Origin of the sequence: Streptomyces sp. SID14515 (genome assembly GCF_010548505.1) — a bacterium.
GTDB lineage: Bacteria > Actinomycetota > Actinomycetes > Streptomycetales > Streptomycetaceae > Streptomyces > Streptomyces caviscabies.
The window spans coordinates 36,027-60,467 of record NZ_JAAGMH010000144.1; the positions used below are offsets into that span (position 1 = coordinate 36,027).

Here is a 24,441-nt window from a genome sequence, read left to right on the forward strand (position 1 = left end):
TCCCTCCCAGCTACCTGTACGCTTTTCCGTACGTACAGGATGATGTACATAGAGCACGGGAGGCGATCATGCGCACGATGACCTACACGGAGTCCCGCGCGAAGTACGCCGAGACCCTGAGTGCAGTCGTGGACGACCGTGAAGAGGTCGTGGTCACGCGTGCCGGACACGAGCCCGTGGTGATAGTGGCGCTCGACGAGTACGAGTCCCTCAAGGAGACCGCGTACCAGCTCCGGAGCCCGGAGAACGCCCGTCGGCTGCTGGCTTCGATCGACCGCCTGGAGAGCGGCGGCGGCACTGTGCAGGAGCTTGCGGAGTGAAGTTCGTGTGGGACCAGTCGTCGTGGGACGACTACGTCTGGTGGCAGAACCAGGATCGCAAGATCCTCAAGAGGATCAACACGCTGCTCCAGGACATCGCCCGGAACGGCAACGAAGGAATGGGCAAGCCGGAACCCCTGAAGCACGGCTTCCACGGGTACTGGTCCCGCCGCATCACCGACGAGCACCGGCTCATCTACAAGGTGGTCGACGACGAGGTCCGCATTGCCGCCTGCCGCTACCACTACGGCCACTGACCCCTACCGCACGCCCGCTCCCCGCCCCGCCCGTTCCACCAGCAGCCAGCCGCCCAGGGTCATCGCGACGGCGGCCGGGGCGCTGACCGGGATCGCGATCAGCAGGGCCGTGCGGCCGTCCAGCAGGCCGTTGAAGCCGACCATGGACAGGCCCAGCACGCCGAGCAGGCAGAGCGTCGCGCCGAGCGCCGCGAGGGGGCCGTGGCCCTGGGCGGGTGTGGCGGGGGCCGGGCGTTCGAAGGTGCGGAAGGCCGCGACGAGTCCGGCGGTGAGGGCCGCCGCGAGCGCGATCCGCAGCGGGACCTGGGCCCACCAGGCGGCCGACGCGGGCTCGGGCAGTGGGACGTCGAGGGCGAGCATGGCCCCGTACACGCCGAACATCGCCGTGAGGTGCCAGAGGAACGCGGTCATCGCCACCCCGTTGGCCGCCACCACCGTGCGCCAGACGCGGGGGCGCTCCAGCAGGCGGGCGGCCGGGGCGCGGAGCAGTTCGACCGCGCCGACGAGCCAGAGGCCGTGGGCCAGCAGGGCGAGGGTGGGCGGGGCCATGTTGCTGACCTTCTCGCCGGGCATCCCGACCATGGACAGCGGGTACGGCCCGAACGCCACCAGCGCGCAGGCGGTGACCAGGCCGCCGCCGGCGAGCAGGGCGGGGCGGCGCAGGCGGAGGTGACCGTCGGCACGCAGGAAGCCGAGCTGGTGGACCGCCAGCCAGACGAACGCGAAGTTCAGGAACTCGACGTACGGGACCCCGGCCGCGAAGCGCAGCACGTCCACGGCGGCGGCCGCGGCCACGAGGGCGGCGAACGCCCCCCAGCCGTACCGCTCGTGCAGCTTCAGCAGCGGCGGGGTGAACGCGACCATCGCCAGATAGATCCCGATGAACCACAGCGGCTGGGTCACCATGCGCAGGGTGACGCCGGTCAGCCCGCCGCCCCCGCCGAGGAGTTGGACCAGCAGCGCGGCCACGCCCCACACCAGGACGAAGACCATGGTCGGGCGCAGCAGCCGCTGGAGCCGGGCGCGCAGGAACGCGGAGTAGACGGAGTGGGTGGCGGCCCCTGACGTGGCCTCCGGGCGCTTGCGGAGCAGGGAGCGGTAGGACAGCGCGTGGGAGAAGCCGCCGACGAAGAAGAACACCGGCATGACCTGGAGCAGCCAGGTCAGCGGCTGGAGCGCCGGGACGACGGCGAGCAGATTGCCGACCCCGTCCGGGGTGACGGCGGCCATCAGCCAGTGGCCGAGCACGACCGCGGCGAGCGAGGCGACCCGCAGGAGGTCGACGTAGCGGTCCCGGGTGACGGGGGTGGTCCCGGCCAGTTCACGAACACTTGATCCCATGGGCGTACGGTCGCGCGAGCCGGGTGGGGCGCGGCAGGGTGCGCGTACTCAATTCGACGCCTGAGTAGCCGAGTCGGCGAACCGAAGAGGCCGGAAAGCGCCAGAAAGCGCCGAAACGATTCGGAAGCGTCCTACTGCGGAGTAGATCTGGACAGGCCGGTCATTGGCGAGTAAAACGAGCATAAAATCTGCTCTTCGGGGGAGACGGCGCAGGCCACCAGGGGTTTCGCCGCTCCGCGCGGCCCGGCATCGCGGCCCGCGGGGCAGGCACACCGGCGACCCCTCGGCGATCTGCCGCGGCGCCCGCCGTTCCCGAGAACCGGAGTACCGAAACCGTGCGGATTTCTCGTCACTTCGCCCCTGTCGTCCTGCTCGGCGTGCTCGCCCTGACAGGGTGCGAGGGCGGCACCCGGACCGACGACAGCGCCCCGGCGACCTCGCCCACCGCCACGCCGACCGCTTCGGCCACCCCCACGGCCACTCCCTCCCCCACGCCCACCGCGACCCTCGCGCCCGATCCGGTCGTGCCCGCCCTGCACAGCCGGACCTACGAGGAGGCGCGGGCGGAGTTCACCCGCCAGGACATATCCACCGCGCGCCTGAAGGCCGCCGCCCAGCACAAGGACGTCACCCTCCCCCGGGACCACGACGGCTGGTACATCTGCGACACCAGCCCCGGGCCCGGCGCCCGGCTCACCGCCGACGCCACGGTCACCGTCGGGCTCGCGAAAGACTTCAGCGACTGCACGACCAGCTTCCACGGCTATCTGCACCAGAAGAACGACCCGGCCTACGTCCCGCCCAGGACGGCCGCCCCGAAGCCGAAGCCCACCGCCACCCGCGCTCCCGCCCCGGCCCCCACGAAGGCCGTGCCGAAGCCCGCCGGCGGCTCGATGACCACCTGCTCCGACGGCAAGCCGGGCTACGCCTGCACGTCCAACGGCCACCCCGTCGTCGACGGCCAGTTCTGCGCGAAGGCCGACCGCGGCCGCACCCTCATGGCCACCAACCGGACGATGGTCACCTGCTCCTACGACCCCAGCATCACGCCGTACCGCTGGCAGTGACGCACGAAGCCGCCGTGGCTCACGAGGCCGCCGTGGCCCCCGGCGCCGGCGACACCGCCACGCGCGCCTCGCGGCACGTTCCGGAGGCCTTCAGCGCGTCGGCCACCTTGCGGGCCGCCGTCTCGTCCTCCACCAGAAACGCCGTCGTCGGCCCGGACCCGGAGACCAGCGCGGCCAGGGCCCCCGCCTCCGTGCCCGCGGCCAGGGTGTCGGCGAGGGAGGGGCGCAGGGAGAGCGCGGCGGGCTGGAGGTCGTTGCTCAGGGCGCCCGCGAGCGCGCCGGAGTCGCCGGTGCGCAGGGCGGTCAGCAGGGCGGCGGACGCGGTGGGTTCGGGAACGTCCGTCTCCGCCGTGAGGCGGTCGAACTCGCCGTAGACGGCGGGCGTGGAGAGGCCGCCGTCCGCCACGGCGAAGACCCAGTGGAAGGTCCCGCCGACCTCGATCGGAGTGAGGTTCTCACCGCGTCCGGTGCCGAGCGCCGCCCCGCCGACCAGGCTGAACGGCACGTCGCTGCCCAGGTCCGCACAGATAGCGAGGAGTTCGTCGCGGCTCGCGCCCGTACCCCACAGGGCGTCGCACGCGACCAGGGCGGCCGCCCCGTCGGCGCTGCCGCCGGCCATGCCGCCCGCGACCGGGATGTCCTTGGCGATGTGGAGGTGGACGGCGGGGTCGATGCCGTACCGCTCGGCCAGGGCCAGGGCGGCGCGGGCGGCGAGGTTGGTGGTGTCCAGCGGGACCTGGGCGGCGTCCGGGCCCGAGCAGGTGATGCGCAGTTCGTCGGCGGGGGTCGCGGTGACCTCGTCGTACAGGCCGACGGCGAGGAAGACGTTGGCCAGGTCGTGGAAGCCGTCGGGGCGGGCCGCGCCCACGGCGAGCTGGACGTTGACCTTGGCGGGAACGCGGACGGTGACGCTCACTTGTCGCCCCCGGAAAGCTCGGCCGCCTCCGGCTTGTTCTCCGCGATGGCGGCGAACTCCTCCACCGTCAGCGCCTCGCCGCGCGCCTGCGGGGAGATCCCGGCGGCGACCAGCGCGGCCTCGGCGGCGGGTGCGGAGCCGGCCCAGCCGGACAGCGCCGCGCGCAGCGTCTTGCGGCGCTGGGCGAAGGCCGCGTCCACGACCGCGAAGACCTCGGCGCGGCTCGCGGTGGTGGCGATGGGCTCGGTGCGCCGGACGAGCGAGACGAGGCCGGAGTCGACGTTCGGGGCGGGCCAGAAGACCGTGCGGCCGATGGACCCGGCGCGCTTGACGTCCGCGTACCAGTTGGCCTTCACCGACGGCACGCCGTAGACCTTGTTGCCCGGGCGGGCGGCGAGCCGGTCGGCGACCTCGGCCTGGACCATGACGAGCGTCCGCTCGATGCTGGGGAAGCGCTCCAGCATGGTGAGCAGGACGGGCACCGCCACGTTGTACGGGAGGTTCGCGACGAGCGCGGTGGGCGCGGGGCCGGGCAGTTCGGTGACCAGCATCGCGTCGGAGTGGACGAGGGCGAAGCGGTCGGCGCGCTCCGGCATCCGGGCGTTCACCGTGGCCGGCAGGGCGGCCGCGAGCACGTCGTCGATCTCGACCGCGATCACCCGGTCCGCCGCCTCCAGCAGCGCCAGGGTCAGCGAGCCGAGCCCGGGGCCGACCTCGACGACGGTGTCGTCCGGGCGGACCTCGGCCGTGCGCACGATCCGGCGGACGGTGTTGGCGTCGATGACGAAGTTCTGACCGCGCTGCTTGGTGGGGCGGACCCCCAGCTTGGCGGCCAGGTCGCGGATGTCTGCGGGGCCCAGGAGGGCGTCGGGCTCTGTGCTGCTCACCCGGTAAGCCTACGGCCGCAGTGGGGCCACGGGCTCGCCCCCCGTTGCACGTAGAGCTTCTTCGCCCGGTACGTCTGCTCGGCGGCGGGTGCGTCCTGGGGCCGGCCGCTGCCGCCGAGGGACTGCCAGGTCCCGGTGTCGAACTGGTACAGCCCGCCGTACGTCCCGCTCGGGTCGACCGCGCCGGGCCGCCCACCGGACTCGCAGGCGGCGAGCGCGCCCCAGTTCAGCCCGTCCGCCCCGGCGACCGACGCGGGGCGCTGCCGGGTGCCGGTGCGTACGACGCGGCTCACCGGCCGGTGGACCAGTTCCTCGGCGGCCCTGCGCGGCTTCTGCCGGACGCCGTTGACGGTCCGTACCGCGTACGTGACCCGGCGCACGCCGTTGCGGCCCGCCCGCTCGACGACCTCGGTGCCCCGGAACAAGGCGGGATCCTCGCTGCGCTCGACGGCGTACGGGACGGTCTCCTCGCGCACCTCGCGGGTGTCGGTGATCCGCATGACGGAGATCGTCTGGCCGTCGCGCGGGAAGTACTCGGGGTCGACGGAGGTGGTGTCGTGGCCGTGCAGGGTGATGCCCGCCTGGGCGAGGGCCTCGCGGACGGTGGCGGCGTTGGTGCGCAGGGTGCGTTCCTGGCCGTCGGCCATGAAGGTCACGGTGCGTTCGGTGCGGACGGTCAGGGTCAGGCCGGTGCGGGCGATCCGGGTGGAGCGGGCCGCGGAGAGGTGCGCCCCCTCGGCGCGGATCCCGAATTCGCGCAGCGCCCCCGCCACCGTGTCGGCGGTCGTCCAGACCTGGCGGCGGACGCCGTCGAGGGTGAGGGTGACCGGCCGCCCGTAGCGGATGTGGACCTCGTCGCCGTGGTCGAGGGCGGCGCCGGGGGCCGGGGCGACGACGTCGTGCGCGCCGACGGTGACGCCCTCCTCCGCCAGGAGCTCGGTGACGTCGTCGGCGAAGGTGTGCAAGGTCCGGGGCGCGCCGTCGACGCTCAGCCGGACGGCCTTGTCCTGGGCGACGAACGCGGTGGTGCCGCCCGCCAGGAACGCGACGACGAGGGCCTTCGGGACGAGACGCTTCAGGTTCTCCGGGTCGGCGACGAGCCTCCGGCGACGCTTGGCGGCCCGCCGGGCGTCGGCACGGGTGGGGCCCTGCCGGGGCACCACGGGCGGCGGCCCGGCGAGCGGGGTGTCGACGACCGTCGGGGCGTGGGCGGCGGGGCTCGCCGGCCACGCCCCGTCGGCCAGGGTCAGCTGTTCGTGGAACGCGCCGATGCGCCCGTCCCGCGCAGTACTCACGCCGCTGTCCTGCGAAATGCTCACGCCGCTCCCGAAGATCAGCCCACTGCCGGAGATCCGCCGGCTGCCACCCCGTCGTGCGCGGGGACGATAGCGGAGCTCCGGTCACTCTCCAAAGCGACACGGCTACGCAGCGTGCCCGGGAGGGTTCGGGCGGTGGTCGGGGAGCCGGCGGTCAGAAGTCGAAGGCCCGCGCGGTGTTGTCGTAGACCGCGGCGGCCAGCACGTCCTCGTCCAGGCCCTTCACCTCGGCCATGGCACGGAGCGTGACCGGAATGAGGTACGGCGCGTTGGGCCGTCCGCGGTAGGGGGCGGGGGTGAGGAAAGGGGCGTCCGTCTCGACGAGGACCAGCTCGGCCGGGGCGACGGCCAGCGCGTCCCGCAGCGGCTGGGCGTTCTTGAAGGTCACGTTGCCCGCGAAGGACATGAAGTACCCGGCGCGCGCGCAGATCCGGGCCATCTCGGCGTCGCCGGAGTAGCAGTGGAACACGGTCCGCTCGGGCGCGCCCGCGTCGCGCAGGACCCGCAGCACGTCCGCGTGCGCGTCCCGGTCGTGGATGACGAGGGCCTTGCCGTGCCGCTTGGCGATCTCGATGTGGGCCCGGAAGGACTCCTCCTGGGCCGCGACGCCCTCGGGGCCGGTGCGGAAGAAGTCCAGGCCCGTCTCGCCGACCCCGCGCACCTGGTCGAGGGCGGCCAGCGCGTCGATCTCCGCCAGCGCCTCGTCCAGGGCCGCCTTGCCGCCGGGCTCCCGCGCCCCCTGCCGCGCGGTGCCGTCCGGATCGCCGTGGACGATGCGCGGGGCCTCGTTGGGGTGCAGGGCGACCGAGGCGTGGACGGCGGGGTGGGCGGCGGCGGTGTCGGCGGCCCAGCGGGAGCCGGCCACGTCGCAGCCCACCTGGACGACGGTCGTCACGTTCACCGCGGCGGCCCGGGCGAGGGCCTCCTCGACGGTGGCGTCCTGCATGTCCAGGTGGGTGTGGGAGTCGGCGACCGGAACCCGCAGGGGCTCGGGCAGCGGCGGGGCTTCGGTACGGCTCATGCCGACGACTCTACGAGGGCTCGGCCCCCGTACGACGTCGGCGTCCGGCGTACCGGGAGAGGACGTACCGGGAGAGGGCATACCGGGAGAGGCGGAGAGGCATCACCTGCGCTGGAAGGGGTGGAGCAGGTCGGACAGCCGCCAGTGGCGGGCCGGGTCGGCGGCGGTCGACACCGTACGGTCCTCGGCGGCGGCCTCCGCGGCGCGCGGCGTCTGCTGCTTCCGCAGCAGCTCCTGGACGCCGGCGACCCGCCCCGCCCGCATGATGCGCACCACGTGTCCGCCGCAGTTGGTGCAGGTGGGCGTGGAGAGCGGGGACGGCACACGCTCACCGTCCGCCGTGTAGACGACGAACGCGTGCCCGTGGACGTCGACGTGGTGCTCTATCTCGTAGGACTGCTCCCAGCCGTACCCGCACTTCATGCAGGCGAAGGCATACGCCTCGTGGACAGTGGTCGCTGCGATCTCGCTCATGCCTGCTCCTCCTGGCCGCCGGTCAAGCGCTCCGGGGACGGCCGGCCCGCCCGAGGGGTTCGAACAGGTGGCCCGTCCCTTCCAGTGGACACCTGCACCCGGACGGACGCACCAGCTCAGGACCAATGTTGATGCGTTCTTGGCCTCCTTTTGCCGCCCTTTGCCGGTGCATGGCGCGGGACAGGTCCAGGGCAGGACAGCGCGTGACCGCCGGGCCACCGAGCGCCCCCGAGCGCGCCCGGCGCGGACCGCGAACGCGCCCGCGCACCACCCCCGCCTGAACCCCCCTTCTTCCCCGAATTCCCGGGCTTTCGCCCCGCCCGCGCCCCATGAATTCACCATTCAATTGAATGCGTGATTTACCCGGATGCCGCGCCCCGATTTGCGGCGCCTCCATTCCTCCTTTTCACTCATTACGTCCACCCCATTTCCCACAGGACGGGGAACAACCCATGTTCACCACGGACACCACTGCCACCGACATCGAGCTCGACCTCGACGCCGCTCTCAACCCCGGCGAGGTCGAAGGTCTGTACCGCGACTCCCGCGAGTGCGCCTACCTCGCGCTTCTCGCAGGCGGCGGCGCCCTGCTGCTCTCGCCGCCGACCCCGCGCCCGAAGAAGGGCTAGTCGCCGGCACATGGACCAGACACATGCTTCGTCGCCCCTGGCGGGTGCCGTGCATGACCTGGCAACAGAGGTGGTCCTCGCTCTTCGGAGCGGGGACCACCTCGCCACGGTGTGCGGCGCGGCGGGAATCGACGAGGAGAATCGGACCGGAATCGCTGCGGTACGGGTCATCGGGGCCGACCTGTTGCTGCCCAGTGTTCTTTACGGACGTCATCCGCATCCGGGTGATATCGCCGTACTCGACCGGGCGGTGCGGGAATTCCCGCCCAAGCCCGACGCCCCGGCCGCCACGGCCTGGAGCCACTGGCACATGATCTCCACGCTCCAGCGGATGGCACCGCCTCCACCGGGCATGACCGCTCCGGGCACAACCGATCCGGGCGCGACCGCGTCCGGCACAACCATGTCCGGCACGACCCCTTCCGGGCCCGGGACGGCGTACGCGGAGCCCGATGCCTCCTGGCTGGAGGAGGCTCCCTGGCAGGCGTTCACCCACCAGCTCTCGGTCCTCGCGCCGCTCGCCGTCCCGGCCGCCCCCTCGGCCGTACAGCGGGCCGCGGCGAACCGGGCCGTCGACCTGTCGCGCGGCTTCGTCCGCGCGGTCCGGCGGCGCGACTGGCTCCAGGCGGCGGGCGCGGGCCGCTGGCTCGCGGCCATCGGCGGCGAACCGGCGACGCTGGGCCTGGAGCGCGGCCTCGACTTCGTCGAGCTGATGGGCGGCCACGACCCCCGGGTCACCCTGCACATCCGGGCCGCCCGGCTGATGGCCGAGGCGAGGGCACGGTGACGGCGAGCGCGACCCAGGACCGCCCGGGGCCCGAAAGCCGCCCGAACCGCCCGGCGCACGACCGGACCCCCGGCGCCGCGCTCGCCGTCCTCCCCGACGTCCTGCGCGGGGCCCTCGCCTGGACCGACGCGCACCGGGGCGACTTCGCGCTCCCCGGCGACGTCCTGGAACCCCACACCCAGGTCAACGCCACGCTCAAACCGCTCGGCGAGCTGGCCCAGCTCGGCTCCACGATCCGCCGCACCACCACCCCCGGCACCCGGGAACACGAGCTGGCCGGCGACCTCGTCGCGTACGCCTGGGAGCAGGTGGCGGCAGGCGATCTCCTCCTGGAGCTGCTGCGCGCCGAGCCGTTCGCCGCGTACCCGTACGAGATCTACGCCGCCTTCGCCGGGTACGGGCTGCGCCACGAGGGGTTCGAGGCGCTGGCCCGCCCGCTGACCGCGACCCGCGCCTGGGCCCACACCGAGCAGCACGCCAACCGGCAGCTGGGCCTGGTCAACTCGGAGCGGCGGGTCGGCGTGGTGACCCACACCGACGCGGGCGCGGTCCTGTCCCGGACCTGGCTGGGCGGCCTGTCGGAGCCGTGGATGTTCGAGGGTCCGTCCGGCTACGCGCTGACCCACACCGTCTTCCACCTCACGGACTGGGGCCGGATGCCGGACCGGGTGCCCGGGAAGATCGACGGCTATCTGCGGACCTGGCTGCCCGCGTGGGCGGACGGCTGTCTGGAGAGCGGCCAGTGGGACCTGACGGGCGAACTGCTGGCGGTGGCGGCCTCGCTGCCGGGCCCGGCGCCGGAACCGCTGCTGGACGCGGTGTGGCCGGTGCTCGCCGACGTACAGCACCCGACCGGCTGCGTCCCGGAGACCGGCCCGCCGGCGCAGGACCCGACGGCGCCGGACCCGTACCCCTTCATCGACTGCTACCACTCCACGCTCGTCACGGCCTTCGCCGCGGCCCTGTCCCTGAGGTCGCTGCGGTCGCCGGGGCGGACGGACGGGTTCGCGCCCGGCCGGGAAAGGCGCACCGCATGAGCAGCGGCATCCAGCAGATCCACGACGTCGGGGCGAAGGCCCTGGGCTGGCTGTACGAACACCGGGAGGGGTTCCGGCTGGAGGCCGACCCGTCGCCGGAGGCGGGGATGCTGGACCGCTTCAAGCCGCTGGGCGAGCTGGCGCTGATCGGCAAGGTCATCTTCCGCGAGGGCGTGGCCGGCTCGCAGCAGTCCTCGCTCGCCCACAAGCTCCTGGACCACGGCTGGCACGAGCTGCTGGGCTCCGGGGCGCGCCTGCTGGAGGGCCAGCGGCGCGAACCGCTCTCACCGGTGCCGCTGGAGGTCTACGTACCGTTCCGGGAGCTGGGCTATCGGCAGCCGGACCTGGAATCCGCGATCCGCCTCAACCACCGCCTCGCGAGCTGGGCGGCGCTGGAGGTGCTGCCGGTGCGGCGGCTCGGACTGAGCGCGATCGAGCGGCGGTTCGGGGTGGAGCCGAGCCTTCCGGAGACGGCGGCGCTGGCGCACACCTGGCTGGCGCGGCGGCCCGAGCCGTGGACGGTCGAGGGCCATATCGGCTACGACATCACGCACACGGTGTTCCACCTCACCGACTGGGGCGAGAAGCCGGCCGGGCTGCCCTCCGACATCGCCGAGTACCTGGCGCTGTGGCTGCCGGTCTGGCTGGACGACTGGCTGGACCTGAAGCGCTGGGACCTGCTGGGCGAGCTGCTGGTGGTCGACGCCTGTCTGCCCGAACCGACGCTGGACCCGGCGGCCTGGCAGGGCTTCGCGCAGGCCCAGCAGCCGGACGGGGCGATGCCGGTGGTGGGCGCGATGCCGGAGGGCGACGAGGAGTCGGTGTTCGACCTCGTCTACCACCCGACGCTGGTCGCCGCGTTCGCCTCGGCGCTCGCGATGTCCCGCGCCCTGTCCGACCTCTCCGCCGCACCGGCCCCGGCATGACCGACACGACGGCGGCCCCGGTGACCGCCCCCGGCTCCTCGGCCACCGCCCGCCTCCTGGCCGAGGCGGCGCGGGCCGTCGACGCGCCGGACCTGGTACTCGCGGTCAGCCGCAGCGGGGTGCGCACCGTCCACACCGGCGGAAGCGCGGAGCCGGGCCCGGTGGACCGGGAGCATCTGGCGTACGAGCTGGGCTCGGCGTCGAAGCCGTACGCGGGGCTGCTGCTGGCCCGGCTGGTGGCGCAGGGCCGGGTGCGGTACGAGGACCGCGCGGCGGACCTGCTGGCCCCGGGCTTCCCGGTGCACCCGGCGGTGCGCCGGATCACCCTGCGCCATCTGCTCACCCACACCTCGGGGCTGCCGGGCCTGCCCGCCGACTTCTACCCGCAGGCGGTGCCCCGCTGGTCGACCGACCCGTACGGCGGCTACCCGGCCGACCGGGTGGTCCGGGCCTTCCTGCGGGCCCGCCCGCGCCACCGGCCCGGAACCCGCTGGCACTACTCGAACTTCGCCGTCTCGGTGCTCGGCCACACCCTGGCGGCGGCCACCGGGACGCCGTGGGAGGTCCTGCTGCACCAGCAGGTGCTGGCCCCGCTGCACCTGGAAGCGACCCGGGTGCGCCCGGGCCTGGAGGGCACGGAGGCGGTGGGCCACCGCCGCGACGGCACGCCGGTGCCCACGCTGGACACCGGGGGCTTCACGGCGGCGGGCGCGGTCCGGGCCACCCCGCTGGACCTGCTGACGTTCCTGGAGGCGCATGTGGGCCCGGCGGCGGATGCGGGCGGGTCCGACCCCCGCGACCCGGCGCTGAGCGCCGCGCTCGCCGACGTGTGCCGCCCGCTGCTGCGACGCGGCCTGCGGCACACGCACACCCACACCCTCACGTGGTTCCACCACCCGTCCCCGTACGGCCCGGTCCTCTTCCACGCCGGGGCGACGCTCGGCCAGCAGGCGTTCCTGGGCTTCCGCCCGGACACGGGTCTGGCGGTGGCGGCGACGGCGACGCGGCGGGTGCACCGGGCGGACACGTTCGTGGCGACGGCGTACGGACTCCTGACGGAAACGCCGTAGGCCAGGCGGTACGGCTACGGCTTCGGCGGGGCCTTCTCCGCGTTCTTGGCGGCGACCACCGCGTCGAACACCTCCCGCTTGGGCAGCCCGGCGGCGGCGGCGACAGCGGCGATGGCCTCCTTGCGCCGCTCCCCCGCCTCCTCGCGCACCCGCACACGCCGTACGAGCTCCTCGGCGTCCAGCCCCTCGTCGCCGGAGTCGGTGGCGCCTTCGACGACGACGGTGATCTCCCCGCGTACGCCCTCGGCGGCCCACACGGCCAGCTCGCCGAGCGGACCGCGCTTGACCTCCTCGTACGTCTTGGTCAGCTCGCGGCACACGGCGGCGCGGCGCTCGGAGCCGAAGACCTCGGCCATGGCGGCGAGGGTGTCGTCGAGCCGGTGCGGGGCCTCGAAGAAGACCATGGTGCGCCGCTCGTCCCCGACCTCACGGAGCTTGGAGAGCCGTTCACCGGCCTTGCGCGGCAGAAACCCCTCGAAGCAGAAACGGTCGACGGGCAGCCCGGACAGGGCCAGGGCCGTCAGTACGGCGCTGGGCCCCGGGACGGCGGTGACGCGAATGTCCCGCTCCACGGCGGCGGCGACGAGCCGGTACCCGGGATCGGAGACGGACGGCATGCCGGCGTCCGTGACGAGGAGCACCCGGGCGCCGCCGGCCAATGCCTCGACCAGCTCCGGCGTACGGGCGGACTCGTTGCCCTCGAAGTAGGAGACGACACGCCCCGAGGTGTGGATGCCGAGCGCCTGGGTGAGCCGGCGCAGCCGCCGGGTGTCCTCGGCGGCGACGACGTCGGCCCGCTCCAGTTCGGCGGCGAGGCGCGGCGGGGCGTCCGCCACGTCACCGATGGGGGTTCCTGCGAGCACGAGCGTTCCAGTCGTTCCAGTCACATCAGCCATCCTCGCAGCACGGGCAGCGCCCTCCGCACAGATGCGTTCCCTACGATGGCGCGGTGACGAGTACCGCACCCGAGACCCAGCGGGGCCAAGACGCCGGGGACCCGCTCGGCGAACAGCCGACCTCCTGGCAACGGCGGCTGCGCCGCTTCGGCCATGTTCCGCGCCCGGAGACCTCTCTCCGCGACCGGCTGGACCCGCCGTACACCCGGCCGGGGCGGCAGATGTGGTCGGTGCTCGCGATCCCGCCGCACCTGGCGGACCGCCTGGTGCGCTGGTCCGGCTGGGGCGGCCCCCTCCTGGTCACCCTGGTCGCGGGCCTGCTGCGCTTCTGGAAGCTGGACCAGCCGCACGCGGTGATATTCGACGAGACGTATTACGCGAAGGACGCGTGGGCGCTGGTCAACCAGGGGTACGAGGGGTCCTGGCCCAAGGACGTCGACAAGCAGATCCTGAACGACCCGTCCTCCGTGCCGATCCCGACCGACCCGGGCTATGTGGTGCATCCGCCGGTCGGCAAGTGGATCATCGGCTTCGGTGAGCAGCTGTTCGGCTTCACGCCGTTCGGCTGGCGGTTCATGGTGGCGGTGCTCGGCACGCTCTCCGTCCTGCTCCTGTGCCGGATCGGCCGACGCCTCTTCCGCTCGACGTTCCTGGGCTGTCTGGCGGGCCTGCTGCTCGCGGTGGACGGGCTGCACTTCGTGATGAGCCGGACCGCGCTGCTGGACCTGATCGTCATGTTCTTCGTGCTGGCCGCGTTCGGCTGCCTGGTGGTGGACCGGGACCACGCCCGGCGCAGACTCTCCGACGCGCTGCCGGAGGACGAGGAGGGCGTCCTGCGCCCGGACGCCCGGATCGCGGAGACCCTGCGCCTGGGGTGGCGGCCGTGGCGGCTGGCGGCGGGCGTGATGCTGGGCCTGGCCTTCGCCACGAAGTGGAACGGCCTCTACGTCCTGGCGGCGTTCGGCCTGATGACGGTGTTGTGGGACGTAGGGGCGCGGCGTACGGCAGGGGCTGTCCACCCGTATCAGGCGGTGCTGCGCCGCGACCTGATCCCCGCCTTCTTCTCCACGGTCCCGGTGGCGATCGTCACGTACGTCGTGTCCTGGACCGGCTGGATCGTCACGGACAAGGGCTACTACCGCAACTGGGCGGCCACCGAGGGCAAGGACTCCTCCTGGAGCTGGCTGCCGGACTGGCTGCGCAGCCTGTGGCACTACGAGAACCAGGTGTACGACTTCCACGTGGGCCTGACCTCGGGCCACACGTACGAGTCGAACCCCTGGAGCTGGCTCGTCCTCGGCCGCCCCGTCTCGTACTTCTACGAGGAGCAGACGGGCTGCAAGGAGTCGTCGACGGGCAAGTGCGCCGCCGAGGTCCTGGCCATCGGCACCCCGCTGCTGTGGTGGCTGGCGTGCTTCGCCCTCGCCTACGTGGTCTGGCGCTGGTTCTTCCGCCGCGACTGGCGGGCGGGCGCGATCGCCTGCGGTGTGGTGGCGGGCTGGCTGCCCTGGTTCTTCTACCAGGAGCGCACGATCTTCCTCTTCTACGCGGTGGTGTTCGTCCCGTTCCTCTGCCTGGCCGTGACGATGATGCTGGGCGCGATCCTGGGCCCGGCGACGGACACGGGCACCCGCGCCGAACTGGGCCTCACCACCCACGACCCCACCGGCGAACGCCGCCGCACGCTGGGGGCGATCGCGGTGGGCGTGCTGGTGCTCCTGATCATCTGGAACTTCATCTACTTCTGGCCGCTGTACACGGGGACGCAGATCCCGGAGGACCTGTGGCGGGACCGGATGTGGCTGGACACCTGGGTGTAGCGGGACGGCGGACCACGACCCCCCTCGCGTACCTTGAGCGCCGTCGCAGTCGAACGGGAGGAACAAGGTGAAGGCGTACGACCTGGGGTTCGGGGAATCCGCGGACGAGTTGTCGGTCCGGCCCGGCAAGACCATCGAGATCGATCTGCCCGGGGCCCGCGTCGCCGGGTGGTGCGGTGGTCGTGCGCCGGGTATCGGGACGGCCTCCTGGCCCCGGAGTCCCGTCACCGGGCTGCCGATGACCCACATCATCACGCTCGAACTGCCGGAGGACTACCGGCGCAAGGGCGCGGACCTGGTGGCCGTCGCCCTCTTCCACGCCGACGACCATGTCGCCGATGACATCGAGGGCGTCGCCGAGCTGCTGGCGGGTGCCGAGCCCACCGCGGAGCAGGCCGCCGATCCGTTCCTCGCCGAAGTGGCCGCGACGGCGGCGGCTCGCCATCCCCGGCAGCAGGACCTGGAGGACATGATCGGCGGCACGCACGCGCTCATCTGGCTCACCGCCGAGGAGTTCGCCGCGCCGCGCATCGGTCCCCCGGCCGACATCCGGCCGGACGGGCTCGGCGACAAGTACAGCCGCGGCCAGAACGCCTGGGACGACAGCGCACCCGAGACCACGGTGTGGATCGGCGAGCGCACCGGCGACCCGAACACCGGCATAGCCCCGGCGGAGGACGGCGCCGGCGGCTATGTGGAGGCCTGGTCCTCGGACGACGAGGAGCTCGAAGCGTTCTGGTCGTCCGTCGGCGGCATCTCGCACCTCGGCGGAACGGTGATGCCCTGCCAGGGGCTGCCGGAGGGGCTGACGCCGTACGTGTTCGAGCTGGAGGACGGCGTCGGTGGGTTCAACCTCGGCGGCGGCAACGCGCAGATCGACCTGGAGTCGGGCGTCTTCGACTGGGCGCAGTAGCGGGCGCGGTCGGGGGCGGGGGCGGCCCGGGCTCACTGACGGCGCTACGGGGATCGCCCGGGCTCGGTGGCCGGGCGCGCCCGGCCTCAGTCGCCCCCGCAGCCGCCGCAGCTCGACCCGCAGCCGGAGCCGCAGCGGTTCCTGCTCCGGTCGTCGTCGCGCCGGGTGCTACGGGTCGACGAGGTGCGCGGCGGGTTCTTGCGGCGGTCCTCCGCCTCGCGCCTCGCCCGCTCGTCCGCCGCCCGTCGGCGCGCCGCCTCTTCCTGGGCCTCGCGGAGCCGCTCGCGCTGCCGGGCGGGGCCGTCCGCCGGTTCCCAGGGGCTCAGCCCGTGGCGCCGGTCCGGGCGGAGCGGGGCGGTGGTCACCGTCGCGGACATCCGGCCCGTGTCCTGGTAGCGGTGATATTCGGCGCAGGCGTATTCGAGGACGACCTCGTCGCCCTCCGCGAGGGTTCCGTACAGCACCACTTCGAACGGCTCGTGCCTCGGGTCGATGTCGTGGTGCCCGTTTCCCACCCCGTACGCCGAACCGCTGCCGAGCAGCCGTGTCATGTTCCGGGTGTCGCGGTCGCGGGGGACGTACGCGATCAGCGGCCGCGCCGCGCGGGTGCGGGCGTCCGCGCAGATCCAGTGGCGTCCGTCCGCCCCGGCGCGCACGCCCACGATCAGGGCCGGCTGCTCCTTCTCGTACAGCCGTCGCGCCGCCAGGTAGGCGAGCTGGCCCCAGCCGCCGAAGGTCGTACCGGCCACGAGGAGCACCAGGCCGATGCGCTGCTGCCCGACGGCGTCGTACGCGATGCCGCCCGAGGTCAGGTCCTCGACCAGGCCGTCGGCGAGGATGCCCGCGGCGACGACGCAGAGCGCCAGCCCGAGGTACACCTGCGCGTGGCCTCGGTAGCCGTCCGATTCCGGGACGCGCTCGGGCAGCGGGAAGCGTCGCTTTCCGGCCGATGCGAGGGCCAGGGCCCGCTGTCGGCGGCGGGCCGACAGCCGCAGGCAGCTTCCCGTGAACGCCATGGCGCAGGCGGTGAGGACGACCAGCCGCCCGGCCGTCGCCGCGCCGCCGGAGGCTCCGGTCGAGGCCGTCGACAGGCCCGCCTCCACGGCCACGTACAGCGCCGCCAAAATGGCCGCGACCGGAACGTACCGGTACCAGAAGGGCAGCGCGGTCAGCAGGACCACGCCCGGATACCGCGACCAGTCCGTCCCGTTCCCGGGTCCGCCGCCCCAGACCCCGGCCCCGGCCGCGATCCCGAACAGGAGGACGTACGCCGCCACCACCAGGGCGGCGAGGATCCAGCCGCCCAGGACCGGGGCGAGCACGGCCGGAACTCCTGCCTTCCGCCACCGTTCGGCCTCGGCCACGGGCCAGACGGCGACCCCGCCGGACAGCCGGGAGACCGTGCCGTTTCCGGCCACGGACCAGGTGACGGAACCGCCGTCGGGCAGGATCTCCGGCGGCAGATGCTTGATGTGATACGCCGTCACCGGTCCACCGCCGCGCACCCGTGTATGCCCATGCCGCACGCCCCCCGACGCTCGCTCCCCCGTGCGTTTCCCCGCCAGTCTGCCCACGCCGGTCCTTCGCGACACCGCGGAGAGCGCTTTCCGGCCAAGCATTCCGGTCCGGTAACAACGCCCTCACCATCCGCCACAGCCCTTTAGTCTTCCTCACAGTTGCCCCTTGAACATGTTCAAGGGGCTCTCCTGGGGAGGGGGACTGCGAGATGCGCAGTGGAGCGAAGGTCGCCGTGATCGGCGGAGCGTTCGTCCTGGTGGCCGGCGGGATCGGCTACGGGGCGTACAGCGTGCTCGGGGACACGGGCGACGGGGGCGGCGGTACGCAGAGCGCGTCCGAGTCGTCGAAGGTGAAGTCAGGACCGCCGAGCGCGGAGGAGATAGCCGAGACGTCGAAGGGCTTCTTCGACGCGTGGGCGGCCGGGGACGCGTCGGCGGCGGCGGTCCTCACCAACAACGAGTCGGGCGCGGAGCCGGTGCTCGCCTCGTACGGCGAGGACGCCCACATCGGCAAGGTGAAGATCACCCCGGGCCCGGCGACCGGCACGAAGGTGCCCTACACGGTCAAGGCGACCATCTCGTACGAGGGCAGGTCGAAGCCCCTGTCGTACGCCTCGGAACTGACGGTCGTCCGCGGTCTGACGACGGGCAAGGCGCTGGTCGACTGGGCTCCGACGGTCGTGCACCCGCAGTTGACGGAGGGCGCGACGCTGAAGACGGGCGAGTCCTCGACGCCGACGATCGAGGCCGTCGACCGCAACGGAACGGTGCTGACCAAGGAGAAATACCCCTCGCTCGGGCCGATCCTGGACACGCTGCGCAAGAAGTACGGTGAGACGTCGGGCGGTTCGGCCGGCATCGAGACCTGGATCGAGCCCGCCGACGAGGCCCAGCCGGACATCAGCCTGGTGACGCTCGCCAAGGGCAGGCCCGGCAAGGTGCAGACGACGCTGGACGCGGGCGCCCAGGCGGCGGCCGAGCGGGCGGTGAAGAAGTTCGAGCAGGCCTCCGTGGTCGCGGTGAAGCCGTCCACCGGGGCGATCCGCGCGGTGGCCAACAATCCGGTGACCGAGTTCAACGTGGCACTGGAGGGCAAGCAGGCGCCCGGCTCGACGCTGAAGATCATGACGGCGGCGATGCTGCTGGAGAAGGGCCTCGTCACCGCGAACGGGGCAGCCGAGTGCCCGCCGGACGTCAGGTACTACACCCGCACGATCGAGAACCTGGGCCGCTTCTCGCTGCCGGACGGTTCGACCTTCACGCAGAGCTTCGCCAAGTCCTGCAACACCGCCTTCATCAAAATGATCGACGACGTCGACGACGACTCGGCACTCGCCAAGGAGGCCCGGGAGGTCTTCGGGATCGGCCTGGACTGGAAGACCGGTGTCGTGTCGTCCGACGGCAGCGTGCCGGAGGAGGTCGAGGGCGAAGCCGCCGCCCAGTACATCGGCCAGGGCACCGTCCAGATGAACGTCCTCAACATGGCGTCCATCACCGCGACCGCCCGCACCGGCACCTTCCGGCAGCCGATCATCGTCCCGCAGTCCCTGGACAACCGGGAGCTGGCGAAGGCCTCGCGCTCGTTGCCCGCGTCTGTCGTCCAGCAGCTGAACACGATGATGCGCGCCACGGCGGCCTGGGGCACCGGCGCGAAGGCGATGGGCGCGGTCGGCGGCGACAAGGGCGCCAAGACCGGTTCGGCAGAGGTCGACGGGCAGGACACCTCCAACAGCTGGTTCACCGGCTTCAGCAACGACCTCGCCGCGGCGGCGGTCGTCCAGGTCGGCGGCCACGGCGCCGACGCGGCGGGCCCGGTCGTGGCGGAGGTGCTGCAGGCGGGCGGCTGAGGCGTGGGTTCCGGGTGAGCAGGAGAAGCCGCCGGCGGCACGCCGCGGCGCTCACCCGGAACCAGCCCGCCTCACGGCTGCCATTTCGCAGCCATTGTTCACGGTGAAGCCTCTTCGGCTCCCGATATCGACTGCGCGAAACCACACACAGAAGTGGACGTGATGCATGTCACTGTCCACTTTGGGCAATTAACCACACAGTGGCCACCCGATGCGCAGCCCATAGGCCTGGACCTTTAACTCGGGGTCGAATTATGCTCCGCCCATAAAACGCCCCGGGGATCTCCCTCGCGGCGACTCGCTGCTTGACTTGCATCTCACCAAGAGAAAGTCCAGAGCATCATGAACAAAGCCTTCAGGATCATCGCTGTCACAGCAGGCGCCTTCGCGGCTTCCGTCTCCCTGTCGACACCCGCCAGCGCCCAGACCGTCTATACGAATGACGAATGCAGTTCGAGTACCAGATGCTTCGGCATCATGTACAACAGCCTCCAGAGCGGCGGATTCTTTCGCACCGGATGCTTCCTGACCAACAAGTCGGAGTATTCGCACACCGGCTACCAGTACTCACCCAACGGCAGTTCGGTGGTTACCGTCAGATACCAGTTCGCGAACAACGGAATAACACTCGTCAACGGAAGCGGCTGCGACAACAGTGGACTCGGCGACGGCGTGAAGAACAACGCCGCCGGCGGATCCAATGCCGACAGCCGATCCCATCGGGTCTTCTTCAACACGTCCTACGCGGGCCCGTACCAGACGATTGAGTCCGGAAACAACGAGAACCTGTCTGCGACCCTCAAGAACCAGAACGCAAGCAGCGAGAGGCTGTAGTCATGAAGATCATTCGCATTCTCTCGATCTCGTCGATCGCTCTGCTCTCCGCCTCCCTGGTCGGATGTGGCCAGCAAGGGGCACAGGAGCTTTCGGCAGCCCCGTCCACCGTTGGGGCGGCCGGCTCTCCGAGCTCGCCCGGTCCTCTCGTGCAGCGCCAGGGCTGGCCGGCGGAAGTGCCCACCAGCGGCCTGGTGAAAGGGAAGCAGCTTCCCCTGGAAAAGTTCATGATCTCGTATGCCGATGAAATGCTGATCCAGGAGGCGCGAGACACGGTCGAGCTCTCCTGTATGCAGCGGCTCGGATTTCCCGGCTGGAAGACCGAGACCATCGGCTCCAATCCCCCGCTGAGCAGCAACTCATCGAACATGCAACGTCGCTACGGTCTGAGCGACGCTTCGCAGGCGGCACAGAACGGATACCAGCTCCCGGCGCGCAGCCAGCGTAACGGCGCTCAGGACATAGCCGGCCAAGAAACTCCCGAGGCCGTGGTCGCCCTGACCGGAAAGTCGAACACGGGCGAGAGGGCGAAGGAGCTGAAGGGCAGGTCGCTGCCCGAGAACGGGTGTATCGGCGAGGTCCAGCGGACCGTCGGAAACTCCAACATGGACCTGGTCGAAGAACTGTCCATAAAGAGCTTCGAACAATCACAGGGATCGCCAGAAGTCCGCGAAGCGATGGCTCGATGGTCAACCTGCATGAAGGGCAAGGGGTACTCGGTCAAAACCATCTGGGAGGCGGGCGAGCTCATCGACCCCACCAAGGGTGAATCCGGTGTGGACGAAACCCACCTGGCAGCCTCGGAGGTGGAGTGCAAGGAGCAGACGAGCCTGATCGACATCTGGTTCACGTCGGAGAAGGCAGTTCAGGAGCAACTGATCAAGAAGCATTCCGCCGAGCTGGTTCAGGCCTCGGCCAAGAATGAGGAGATCATCCAGCAGGCTCGGGCCACGGTTCTTCCTTCCTCCTGAAACCGTGTGGGAGGTCTGTCCGGAAAGGACACGCCTGACCGGCCGCCCACTCACCCCGCCCCGCCAGGTCCAGCACCAGGGCGGCGATGTTCCACGCGTCGTCGTCGCCCCGGTGGTGGCGGCCCTCCAGCGGGAGGCCGGCCACCGTCAGGGCCTGGGCCATACCGGGCCGGCGGCTCAGCCCGTACGCGGCGGTGAAGGCGGCCTTGGCATTCGTATGCCGCTGCCCGAAGGGGTATTCCGCACCCGTCGCCCGGCACTGACGGGCGAACTGCTTACGGTCGTAGTCGCCCCAACTGGCCCAGGGCAGCAGCCCCGTACGGTGCTCGGCGGCCAACACCCGGCAGGCCTCGGCGAACGGCAGGCCGCCGTCCACCTCCGCCTGCGTCAGCCCGGTCAGCTCCGTGCAGAACGGGCTGACCGTCGAGCGCTCGGGCCGGACCAACAGGCGGTGCTTGGCGAGCCGTTCGCCCGCGCGCAGGTCGACGACGGTGAGACCGATCTCGATGATCTCGCTCACCTGCCCGGGCGGCGGCTGCCCCTCCCAGCAGGTCGCCTCGACATCGACGACGTTCAGCAGCTGTTCGCCCTGCTCCCCCATGTCCATGGGGCGAGCGTAGAAGCGCCGCCGCCCCGGGGCATCCGGGTTTCACAGCCTCTCAGAGGTCGTCCACGTCGACGAGCCCGTCCTGGACCGCCCGGGCCACCAGGCTCGCCTTGGTCCGTGCGGGGCGGCCGACGTTCGCGTACTTGATGCGCACGCGGTCCAGGTACGAGTTGACCGTCCGTACGGAGATGCCGAGGCGCTGCGCGACCAGCTCCTTCGACTCCGACTGGAACCACTCGATGAGCACGTTCTCCTCGCGCGTGGAGAGCTGCGGGCGGTCGGCGTCGACAAGCCTCCGGAGACTGCTGAAGGCGGGGACGGTCTCGCCCAGCTGCAGATCCAGGACGACCACATCGGCCGTACTGCCCGGGGCGGTCCAGGCCTCCCGCACGGAGGCGCCCGCCGCGACCACGGTGATGAGCCGCGGCGAAGCGCTGTACCACATCTCCACGCCCGAGAGGATAGCGGGATGATCGTCGATGACGACCACGCCGACCGGTGCGTCGATGCTCATGGCAGGTCAACTCCTGATGATGCCGGTCTGCTCCAACTCGCTTCTGCCCACACACTTTCACCGAGTCTGGTTCTTACCACGGATACGTCCGGGTCCCCGGGGCCGCTGTGCGACGGGACAGCCGCTGCCGTGCCGCGGTCGTCCGCGCAGTCCACGCCCACCACGCTCACCACGCTCACCCGGACGGTACGAGGGGTCCACACGACGGTCACCCGCGCCGTCGAGCGGGTACGGCCCAGAGTCACCGCCACCGGGTCGATCAGCTCCCTGCGTACCTCCACCGGCACCTCACCCGGCCGGCCGCGCACGGCCAGGCTCACCTTCACCCCCTGGTGTTCGGCCACGCAAACATTGGGCCGCCCCCGGAGAACAGTGCGACGCCGCGGCAGGGCCTCTGCACCGTGGAGTCCGATCCCGGAGAGATTCCATCGCTCATCTCCTGAGGGTGCGCCGCCTGGCCGGGACCCCGCAGAGCCCACCCCCTTCGACTCAGGAGAACGATGCTCAACTATCAGGACGTGCTTTCTGTCCGGTTGACCCACTTAACCTGGTCCCAGGCCAACCCACACTCCACCGAAAGTATCTACGTGATCACCGACAAGATGGATGACGCCGCCAGCCAGGGAAGCGCTACAGCTCGAGGACTGGCGGGCAAGGGATCATGATCAGGGTGAAGCGGGCCGTCACCACAGCCGCCGCATGCTTGCTGACCGCAGCTGTTGCCGGTTGCTCGGCAGGAGAACCGTACGGATATGAAACACCGCAAGACATTTGCGGAACTGCTGTCGAGCCTGACACCATCAAACCCTTCCTGCCGCCCGGGATGGAACTGAAGAACCTACCGCATGTACCTGGATCCGCCACGTCGTGGGGATGCAACATAAAAGTCGACGAAAATCTCGTCCTGCAGGTGGCGAGCGAACGGGTCGGCCAAGGAATCGATATATCCGACCTGGCGGATAATGGCTCTCTCCATCTCAGAAACCCGAAGTCTGAGACACTCGAGAGAACCTCTCAACTGCAAATCGCCGAAGATGGCGCTCTCATGGAAATCCCGTGCACGGGACACGGTGAGAGCTATCTCGTCACCAAGGTAGTCATCGGCAGTCCGGAACACCGTGCCAAGAGCACGGAGGACCAGAGCGCGGAGATCACCGCGTTCCTCCGTTCCTATGTACCGGAACTCGTCAAACAGAAATGCGACGCATAGCAGCCCTGGGCCCCAGCGCCCGAGGGGCGGCGGTAGAAGCACCCCGCCGCCCCGGTCACCCAGGTTTCGCCGCCCCGCCCCCGGAACCCGCGACGGCCGCGGCCCCCGGCAACTCCGCCCGCGGCACGCCCGGTTCGGGCAAGGTCCGGAAGAACAGCCAGCTCAGCAACGGCATCAGCACCAGCGGTGCCAGGGCCGTCCGCAGGGACGTGGCGTCGGCGAGGCCGCCGATGGCCGGGCTGGCCAGGCCGCCGATGCTGACGGTCAGGCCGAGCGTGATCCCGCTGGCGGTGCCGACCCGGGAGGGCAAGTAGTCCTGGCCGAGCGTCACTTGGAGCGAGAAGGGCACGTACAGGCCCGCCGAGGTCAGCGCCACGAACAGGTAGAAGGCCGGTCCCGGCACCCACACCACGCCCGCGACGGACACGGCCGTGATCAGGTACGACCAGCGCGCGACCACCACCCGGTCCCACCGGGCGGCCAGGGATCCGCCGAGCACCGAGCCGACCGTACTGCCCAGGTAGAGCACGGTCAGGGCCGCGGTGCCCACGGCCGTACCGCCGCCCAGGCGCTGGCGGGCGTACAGCGAGATGAAGGTGCTCAGGCCGATGAACGCGATCGACCGGAAGACCACGGCCAGCGACAGCTTCACGAAGGAGGCGACGTCGTCGCTCCCGGCCGGCGGCTTCGTAGCGGGTTCGGCGGCCTGCCGCTGTTGCAGGACGCGCACCACCGGCAGGCACAGCGCGGCTCCGGCGAGGGCCGGCAGCACGAGCAGGGGCGTCCAGCGCAGCCCACCGGCGGTCATCGCGGCGGCGACCATGAGCGGGGCCAGCGCGAAGCCGATCGTGCCGCCCATGGAGAACCAGCCCATCGCCCGGTGGCTGCCCCGGGCGGCGATACGGGCGACACGGGCCGATTCGGGGTGGTAGGCGGCTACCCCGATGCCCGACAACGCGACGAACGCGAGGGTGAGCGGGTAGGAGCCGCTCAGCCCGCTCAGCGCGATGCCGACACCGCCGAGCAGCGTGCTGACCGGCAGCAGCCACGGCATAGCCCACCGGTCGGTGAGCACTCCGAACACCGGCTGCGCCACCGAGGACAGCAGCGAGGCGGCCAGCACGATGCCCGAGGCGACCGCGAGCGAGTAGGCGCGCTCGGCGATGAAGAACGGCACCAGGGCCGCGACGCAGCCTTGGTAGACGTCGACGCAGGCATGGCCCACGGACAGCAGAACGATCGGCGTGTTCCTTCGCATGCCGTC

The 24,441-nt window shown here is 71.5% G+C and carries 26 protein-coding genes; 15 read left to right on the forward strand and 11 right to left on the reverse strand.

What is annotated here, in order from left to right; genetic code table 11:
- Positions 1 to 68 precede the first annotated feature (68 nt).
- Positions 69 to 320 carry a type II toxin-antitoxin system prevent-host-death family antitoxin gene (locus G3I54_RS35150; RefSeq protein ID WP_006125193.1) on the forward strand — a complete coding sequence of 84 codons (252 nt, stop codon included), beginning with the start codon at positions 69 to 71 and terminating at the stop codon, positions 318 to 320.
- On the forward strand, positions 317 to 577 hold the full coding sequence (locus tag G3I54_RS35155; RefSeq protein WP_164618783.1) for a Txe/YoeB family addiction module toxin: 261 nt from the start codon (positions 317 to 319) through the stop codon (positions 575 to 577). Before G3I54_RS35150 ends, G3I54_RS35155 begins: the two co-directional genes overlap by 4 nt.
- A gap of 3 nt (positions 578 to 580) precedes the next feature.
- On the opposite strand, the gene G3I54_RS35160 is transcribed toward G3I54_RS35155, so the two are convergent.
- Positions 581 to 1,918, reverse strand: a complete 1,338-nt coding sequence (locus G3I54_RS35160) for an acyltransferase (protein WP_164618780.1) — start codon at positions 1,916 to 1,918, stop codon at positions 581 to 583.
- A 335-nt stretch (positions 1,919 to 2,253) separates the two neighbouring features.
- On the opposite strand from G3I54_RS35160, the gene G3I54_RS35165 reads away from it, so the two are divergent.
- Entirely contained in the window at positions 2,254 to 2,985 is a 732-nt protein-coding gene (locus G3I54_RS35165) for a hypothetical protein (protein WP_164618778.1), read from the forward strand.
- Between the two features lie 19 nt (positions 2,986 to 3,004).
- Here G3I54_RS35165 and G3I54_RS35170 read toward each other — a convergent pair whose 3' ends face one another.
- The 5 genes from G3I54_RS35170 to G3I54_RS35190 all read right to left on the reverse strand — a co-directional run bounded on the left by G3I54_RS35170 (position 3,005) and on the right by G3I54_RS35190 (position 7,599).
- Positions 3,005 to 3,901, reverse strand: coding sequence for a 4-(cytidine 5'-diphospho)-2-C-methyl-D-erythritol kinase (locus tag G3I54_RS35170; RefSeq protein ID WP_164618776.1), 897 nt, complete (start codon positions 3,899 to 3,901; stop codon positions 3,005 to 3,007).
- Entirely contained in the window at positions 3,898 to 4,788 is an 891-nt protein-coding gene (rsmA, locus tag G3I54_RS35175) for a 16S rRNA (adenine(1518)-N(6)/adenine(1519)-N(6))-dimethyltransferase RsmA (protein ID WP_164618774.1), read from the reverse strand. The genes G3I54_RS35170 and rsmA overlap by 4 nt, the downstream gene beginning before the upstream one ends.
- Positions 4,785 to 6,083 (reverse strand): resuscitation-promoting factor, encoded by a 1,299-nt coding sequence (locus tag G3I54_RS35180; RefSeq protein ID WP_164618772.1) that lies wholly within the window; start codon positions 6,081 to 6,083, stop codon positions 4,785 to 4,787. The genes rsmA and G3I54_RS35180 overlap by 4 nt, the downstream gene beginning before the upstream one ends.
- 175 nt (positions 6,084 to 6,258) lie before the next feature.
- Positions 6,259 to 7,125: a TatD family hydrolase gene (locus G3I54_RS35185; RefSeq protein ID WP_164618770.1), complete on the reverse strand. Its 867-nt coding sequence runs from the start codon at positions 7,123 to 7,125 to the stop codon at positions 6,259 to 6,261.
- Positions 7,126 to 7,227: 102 nt separating this feature from the next.
- The gene (locus tag G3I54_RS35190; RefSeq protein WP_164618768.1) at positions 7,228 to 7,599 is read right to left on the reverse strand and encodes a hypothetical protein; all 372 of its coding nucleotides are present in this window, start codon (positions 7,597 to 7,599) and stop codon (positions 7,228 to 7,230) included.
- 452 nt (positions 7,600 to 8,051) lie between these two features.
- Between G3I54_RS35190 and G3I54_RS39155 the strand changes: the two genes are divergently transcribed.
- The 5 genes from G3I54_RS39155 to G3I54_RS35210 all read left to right on the forward strand — a co-directional run bounded on the left by G3I54_RS39155 (position 8,052) and on the right by G3I54_RS35210 (position 12,048).
- A complete protein-coding gene (locus G3I54_RS39155; protein WP_007455151.1) occupies positions 8,052 to 8,228 on the forward strand; it encodes a hypothetical protein in 177 nt (58 codons plus the stop codon).
- A 10-nt stretch (positions 8,229 to 8,238) separates the two neighbouring features.
- Positions 8,239 to 9,015, forward strand: coding sequence for a hypothetical protein (locus G3I54_RS35195; protein WP_164618766.1), 777 nt, complete (start codon positions 8,239 to 8,241; stop codon positions 9,013 to 9,015).
- A gap of 101 nt (positions 9,016 to 9,116) precedes the next feature.
- Entirely contained in the window at positions 9,117 to 10,052 is a 936-nt protein-coding gene (locus tag G3I54_RS35200) for a hypothetical protein (RefSeq protein WP_203687343.1), read from the forward strand.
- A complete protein-coding gene (locus tag G3I54_RS35205; RefSeq protein WP_164618762.1) occupies positions 10,049 to 10,978 on the forward strand; it encodes a hypothetical protein in 930 nt (309 codons plus the stop codon). Before G3I54_RS35200 ends, G3I54_RS35205 begins: the two co-directional genes overlap by 4 nt.
- Positions 10,975 to 12,048, forward strand: coding sequence for a serine hydrolase domain-containing protein (locus G3I54_RS35210; protein ID WP_164618760.1), 1,074 nt, complete (start codon positions 10,975 to 10,977; stop codon positions 12,046 to 12,048). Before G3I54_RS35205 ends, G3I54_RS35210 begins: the two co-directional genes overlap by 4 nt.
- A 14-nt stretch (positions 12,049 to 12,062) precedes the next feature.
- Here G3I54_RS35210 and rsmI read toward each other — a convergent pair whose 3' ends face one another.
- The gene (gene rsmI, locus G3I54_RS35215; protein WP_203687326.1) at positions 12,063 to 12,944 is read right to left on the reverse strand and encodes a 16S rRNA (cytidine(1402)-2'-O)-methyltransferase; all 882 of its coding nucleotides are present in this window, start codon (positions 12,942 to 12,944) and stop codon (positions 12,063 to 12,065) included.
- A 53-nt stretch (positions 12,945 to 12,997) separates the two neighbouring features.
- Between rsmI and G3I54_RS35220 the strand changes: the two genes are divergently transcribed.
- Both G3I54_RS35220 and G3I54_RS35225 read left to right on the forward strand, forming a co-directional pair.
- Positions 12,998 to 14,764, forward strand: coding sequence for a phospholipid carrier-dependent glycosyltransferase (locus G3I54_RS35220; protein WP_164618755.1), 1,767 nt, complete (start codon positions 12,998 to 13,000; stop codon positions 14,762 to 14,764).
- Between the two features lie 67 nt (positions 14,765 to 14,831).
- A complete protein-coding gene (locus G3I54_RS35225) occupies positions 14,832 to 15,677 on the forward strand; it encodes a hypothetical protein (protein WP_164618744.1) in 846 nt (281 codons plus the stop codon).
- A gap of 86 nt (positions 15,678 to 15,763) precedes the next feature.
- Here the strand turns inward: G3I54_RS35225 and G3I54_RS35230 are convergent, their stop codons facing one another.
- Positions 15,764 to 17,164 (reverse strand): hypothetical protein, encoded by a 1,401-nt coding sequence (locus G3I54_RS35230; protein WP_164618742.1) that lies wholly within the window; start codon positions 17,162 to 17,164, stop codon positions 15,764 to 15,766.
- A gap of 239 nt (positions 17,165 to 17,403) precedes the next feature.
- Between G3I54_RS35230 and G3I54_RS35235 the strand changes: the two genes are divergently transcribed.
- The 3 genes from G3I54_RS35235 (at position 17,404) to G3I54_RS35245 (ending at position 20,846) form a co-directional block, all read left to right on the forward strand.
- On the forward strand, positions 17,404 to 19,041 hold the full coding sequence (locus G3I54_RS35235; RefSeq protein ID WP_164618740.1) for a penicillin-binding transpeptidase domain-containing protein: 1,638 nt from the start codon (positions 17,404 to 17,406) through the stop codon (positions 19,039 to 19,041).
- A 342-nt stretch (positions 19,042 to 19,383) separates the two neighbouring features.
- Entirely contained in the window at positions 19,384 to 19,875 is a 492-nt protein-coding gene (locus G3I54_RS35240; RefSeq protein WP_164618738.1) for a hypothetical protein, read from the forward strand.
- 2 nt (positions 19,876 to 19,877) lie between these two features.
- Positions 19,878 to 20,846, forward strand: a complete 969-nt coding sequence (locus G3I54_RS35245; RefSeq protein ID WP_164618736.1) for a hypothetical protein — start codon at positions 19,878 to 19,880, stop codon at positions 20,844 to 20,846.
- Here the strand turns inward: G3I54_RS35245 and G3I54_RS35250 are convergent.
- Positions 20,806 to 21,453, reverse strand: coding sequence for a 3'-5' exonuclease (locus G3I54_RS35250; RefSeq protein ID WP_239144635.1), 648 nt, complete (start codon positions 21,451 to 21,453; stop codon positions 20,806 to 20,808). The two genes, G3I54_RS35245 and G3I54_RS35250, sit on opposite strands and share 41 nt — an antisense overlap.
- 52 nt (positions 21,454 to 21,505) lie before the next feature.
- Positions 21,506 to 21,967, reverse strand: coding sequence for a LuxR C-terminal-related transcriptional regulator (locus G3I54_RS35255; RefSeq protein ID WP_203687325.1), 462 nt, complete (start codon positions 21,965 to 21,967; stop codon positions 21,506 to 21,508).
- A gap of 500 nt (positions 21,968 to 22,467) precedes the next feature.
- On the opposite strand from G3I54_RS35255, the gene G3I54_RS35260 reads away from it, so the two are divergent.
- Together G3I54_RS35260 and G3I54_RS35265 are read left to right on the forward strand one after the other, a co-directional pair.
- Positions 22,468 to 22,632, forward strand: coding sequence for a hypothetical protein (locus G3I54_RS35260; protein ID WP_164618734.1), 165 nt, complete (start codon positions 22,468 to 22,470; stop codon positions 22,630 to 22,632).
- On the forward strand, positions 22,629 to 23,177 hold the full coding sequence (locus tag G3I54_RS35265; RefSeq protein ID WP_164618732.1) for a hypothetical protein: 549 nt from the start codon (positions 22,629 to 22,631) through the stop codon (positions 23,175 to 23,177). Before G3I54_RS35260 ends, G3I54_RS35265 begins: the two co-directional genes overlap by 4 nt.
- Positions 23,178 to 23,232: 55 nt before the next feature.
- Here the strand turns inward: G3I54_RS35265 and G3I54_RS35270 are convergent, their stop codons facing one another.
- The gene (locus tag G3I54_RS35270; RefSeq protein WP_164618730.1) at positions 23,233 to 24,435 is read right to left on the reverse strand and encodes an MFS transporter; all 1,203 of its coding nucleotides are present in this window, start codon (positions 24,433 to 24,435) and stop codon (positions 23,233 to 23,235) included.
- Positions 24,436 to 24,441 lie beyond the last annotated feature (6 nt).

Excerpts from the sequence above, each read along its gene's own strand:
- G3I54_RS35150 (WP_006125193.1), top strand. The coding sequence starts at position 69 with ATGCGCACGATGACCTACACGGAGTCCCGCGCGAAGTACGCCGAGACC.
- G3I54_RS35160 (WP_164618780.1), bottom strand. The coding sequence starts at position 1,918 with ATGGGATCAAGTGTTCGTGAACTGGCCGGGACCACCCCCGTCACCCGG.
- G3I54_RS35260 (WP_164618734.1), top strand. The coding sequence starts at position 22,468 with ATGCTCAACTATCAGGACGTGCTTTCTGTCCGGTTGACCCACTTAACC.
- G3I54_RS35190 (WP_164618768.1), bottom strand. The coding sequence starts at position 7,599 with ATGAGCGAGATCGCAGCGACCACTGTCCACGAGGCGTATGCCTTCGCC.
- G3I54_RS35185 (WP_164618770.1), bottom strand. The coding sequence starts at position 7,125 with ATGAGCCGTACCGAAGCCCCGCCGCTGCCCGAGCCCCTGCGGGTTCCG.
- G3I54_RS35240 (WP_164618738.1), top strand. The coding sequence starts at position 19,384 with ATGAACAAAGCCTTCAGGATCATCGCTGTCACAGCAGGCGCCTTCGCG.
- G3I54_RS35255 (WP_203687325.1), bottom strand. The coding sequence starts at position 21,967 with ATGAGCATCGACGCACCGGTCGGCGTGGTCGTCATCGACGATCATCCC.
- rsmI (WP_203687326.1), bottom strand. The coding sequence starts at position 12,944 with ATGGCTGATGTGACTGGAACGACTGGAACGCTCGTGCTCGCAGGAACC.
- G3I54_RS35265 (WP_164618732.1), top strand. The coding sequence starts at position 22,629 with ATGATCAGGGTGAAGCGGGCCGTCACCACAGCCGCCGCATGCTTGCTG.
- G3I54_RS35195 (WP_164618766.1), top strand. The coding sequence starts at position 8,239 with ATGGACCAGACACATGCTTCGTCGCCCCTGGCGGGTGCCGTGCATGAC.
- G3I54_RS35270 (WP_164618730.1), bottom strand. The coding sequence starts at position 24,435 with ATGCGAAGGAACACGCCGATCGTTCTGCTGTCCGTGGGCCATGCCTGC.
- G3I54_RS35205 (WP_164618762.1), top strand. The coding sequence starts at position 10,049 with ATGAGCAGCGGCATCCAGCAGATCCACGACGTCGGGGCGAAGGCCCTG.
- G3I54_RS35235 (WP_164618740.1), top strand. The coding sequence starts at position 17,404 with ATGCGCAGTGGAGCGAAGGTCGCCGTGATCGGCGGAGCGTTCGTCCTG.
- G3I54_RS35245 (WP_164618736.1), top strand. The coding sequence starts at position 19,878 with ATGAAGATCATTCGCATTCTCTCGATCTCGTCGATCGCTCTGCTCTCC.
- G3I54_RS39155 (WP_007455151.1), top strand. The coding sequence starts at position 8,052 with ATGTTCACCACGGACACCACTGCCACCGACATCGAGCTCGACCTCGAC.
- G3I54_RS35250 (WP_239144635.1), bottom strand. The coding sequence starts at position 21,453 with ATGGACATGGGGGAGCAGGGCGAACAGCTGCTGAACGTCGTCGATGTC.
- G3I54_RS35210 (WP_164618760.1), top strand. The coding sequence starts at position 10,975 with ATGACCGACACGACGGCGGCCCCGGTGACCGCCCCCGGCTCCTCGGCC.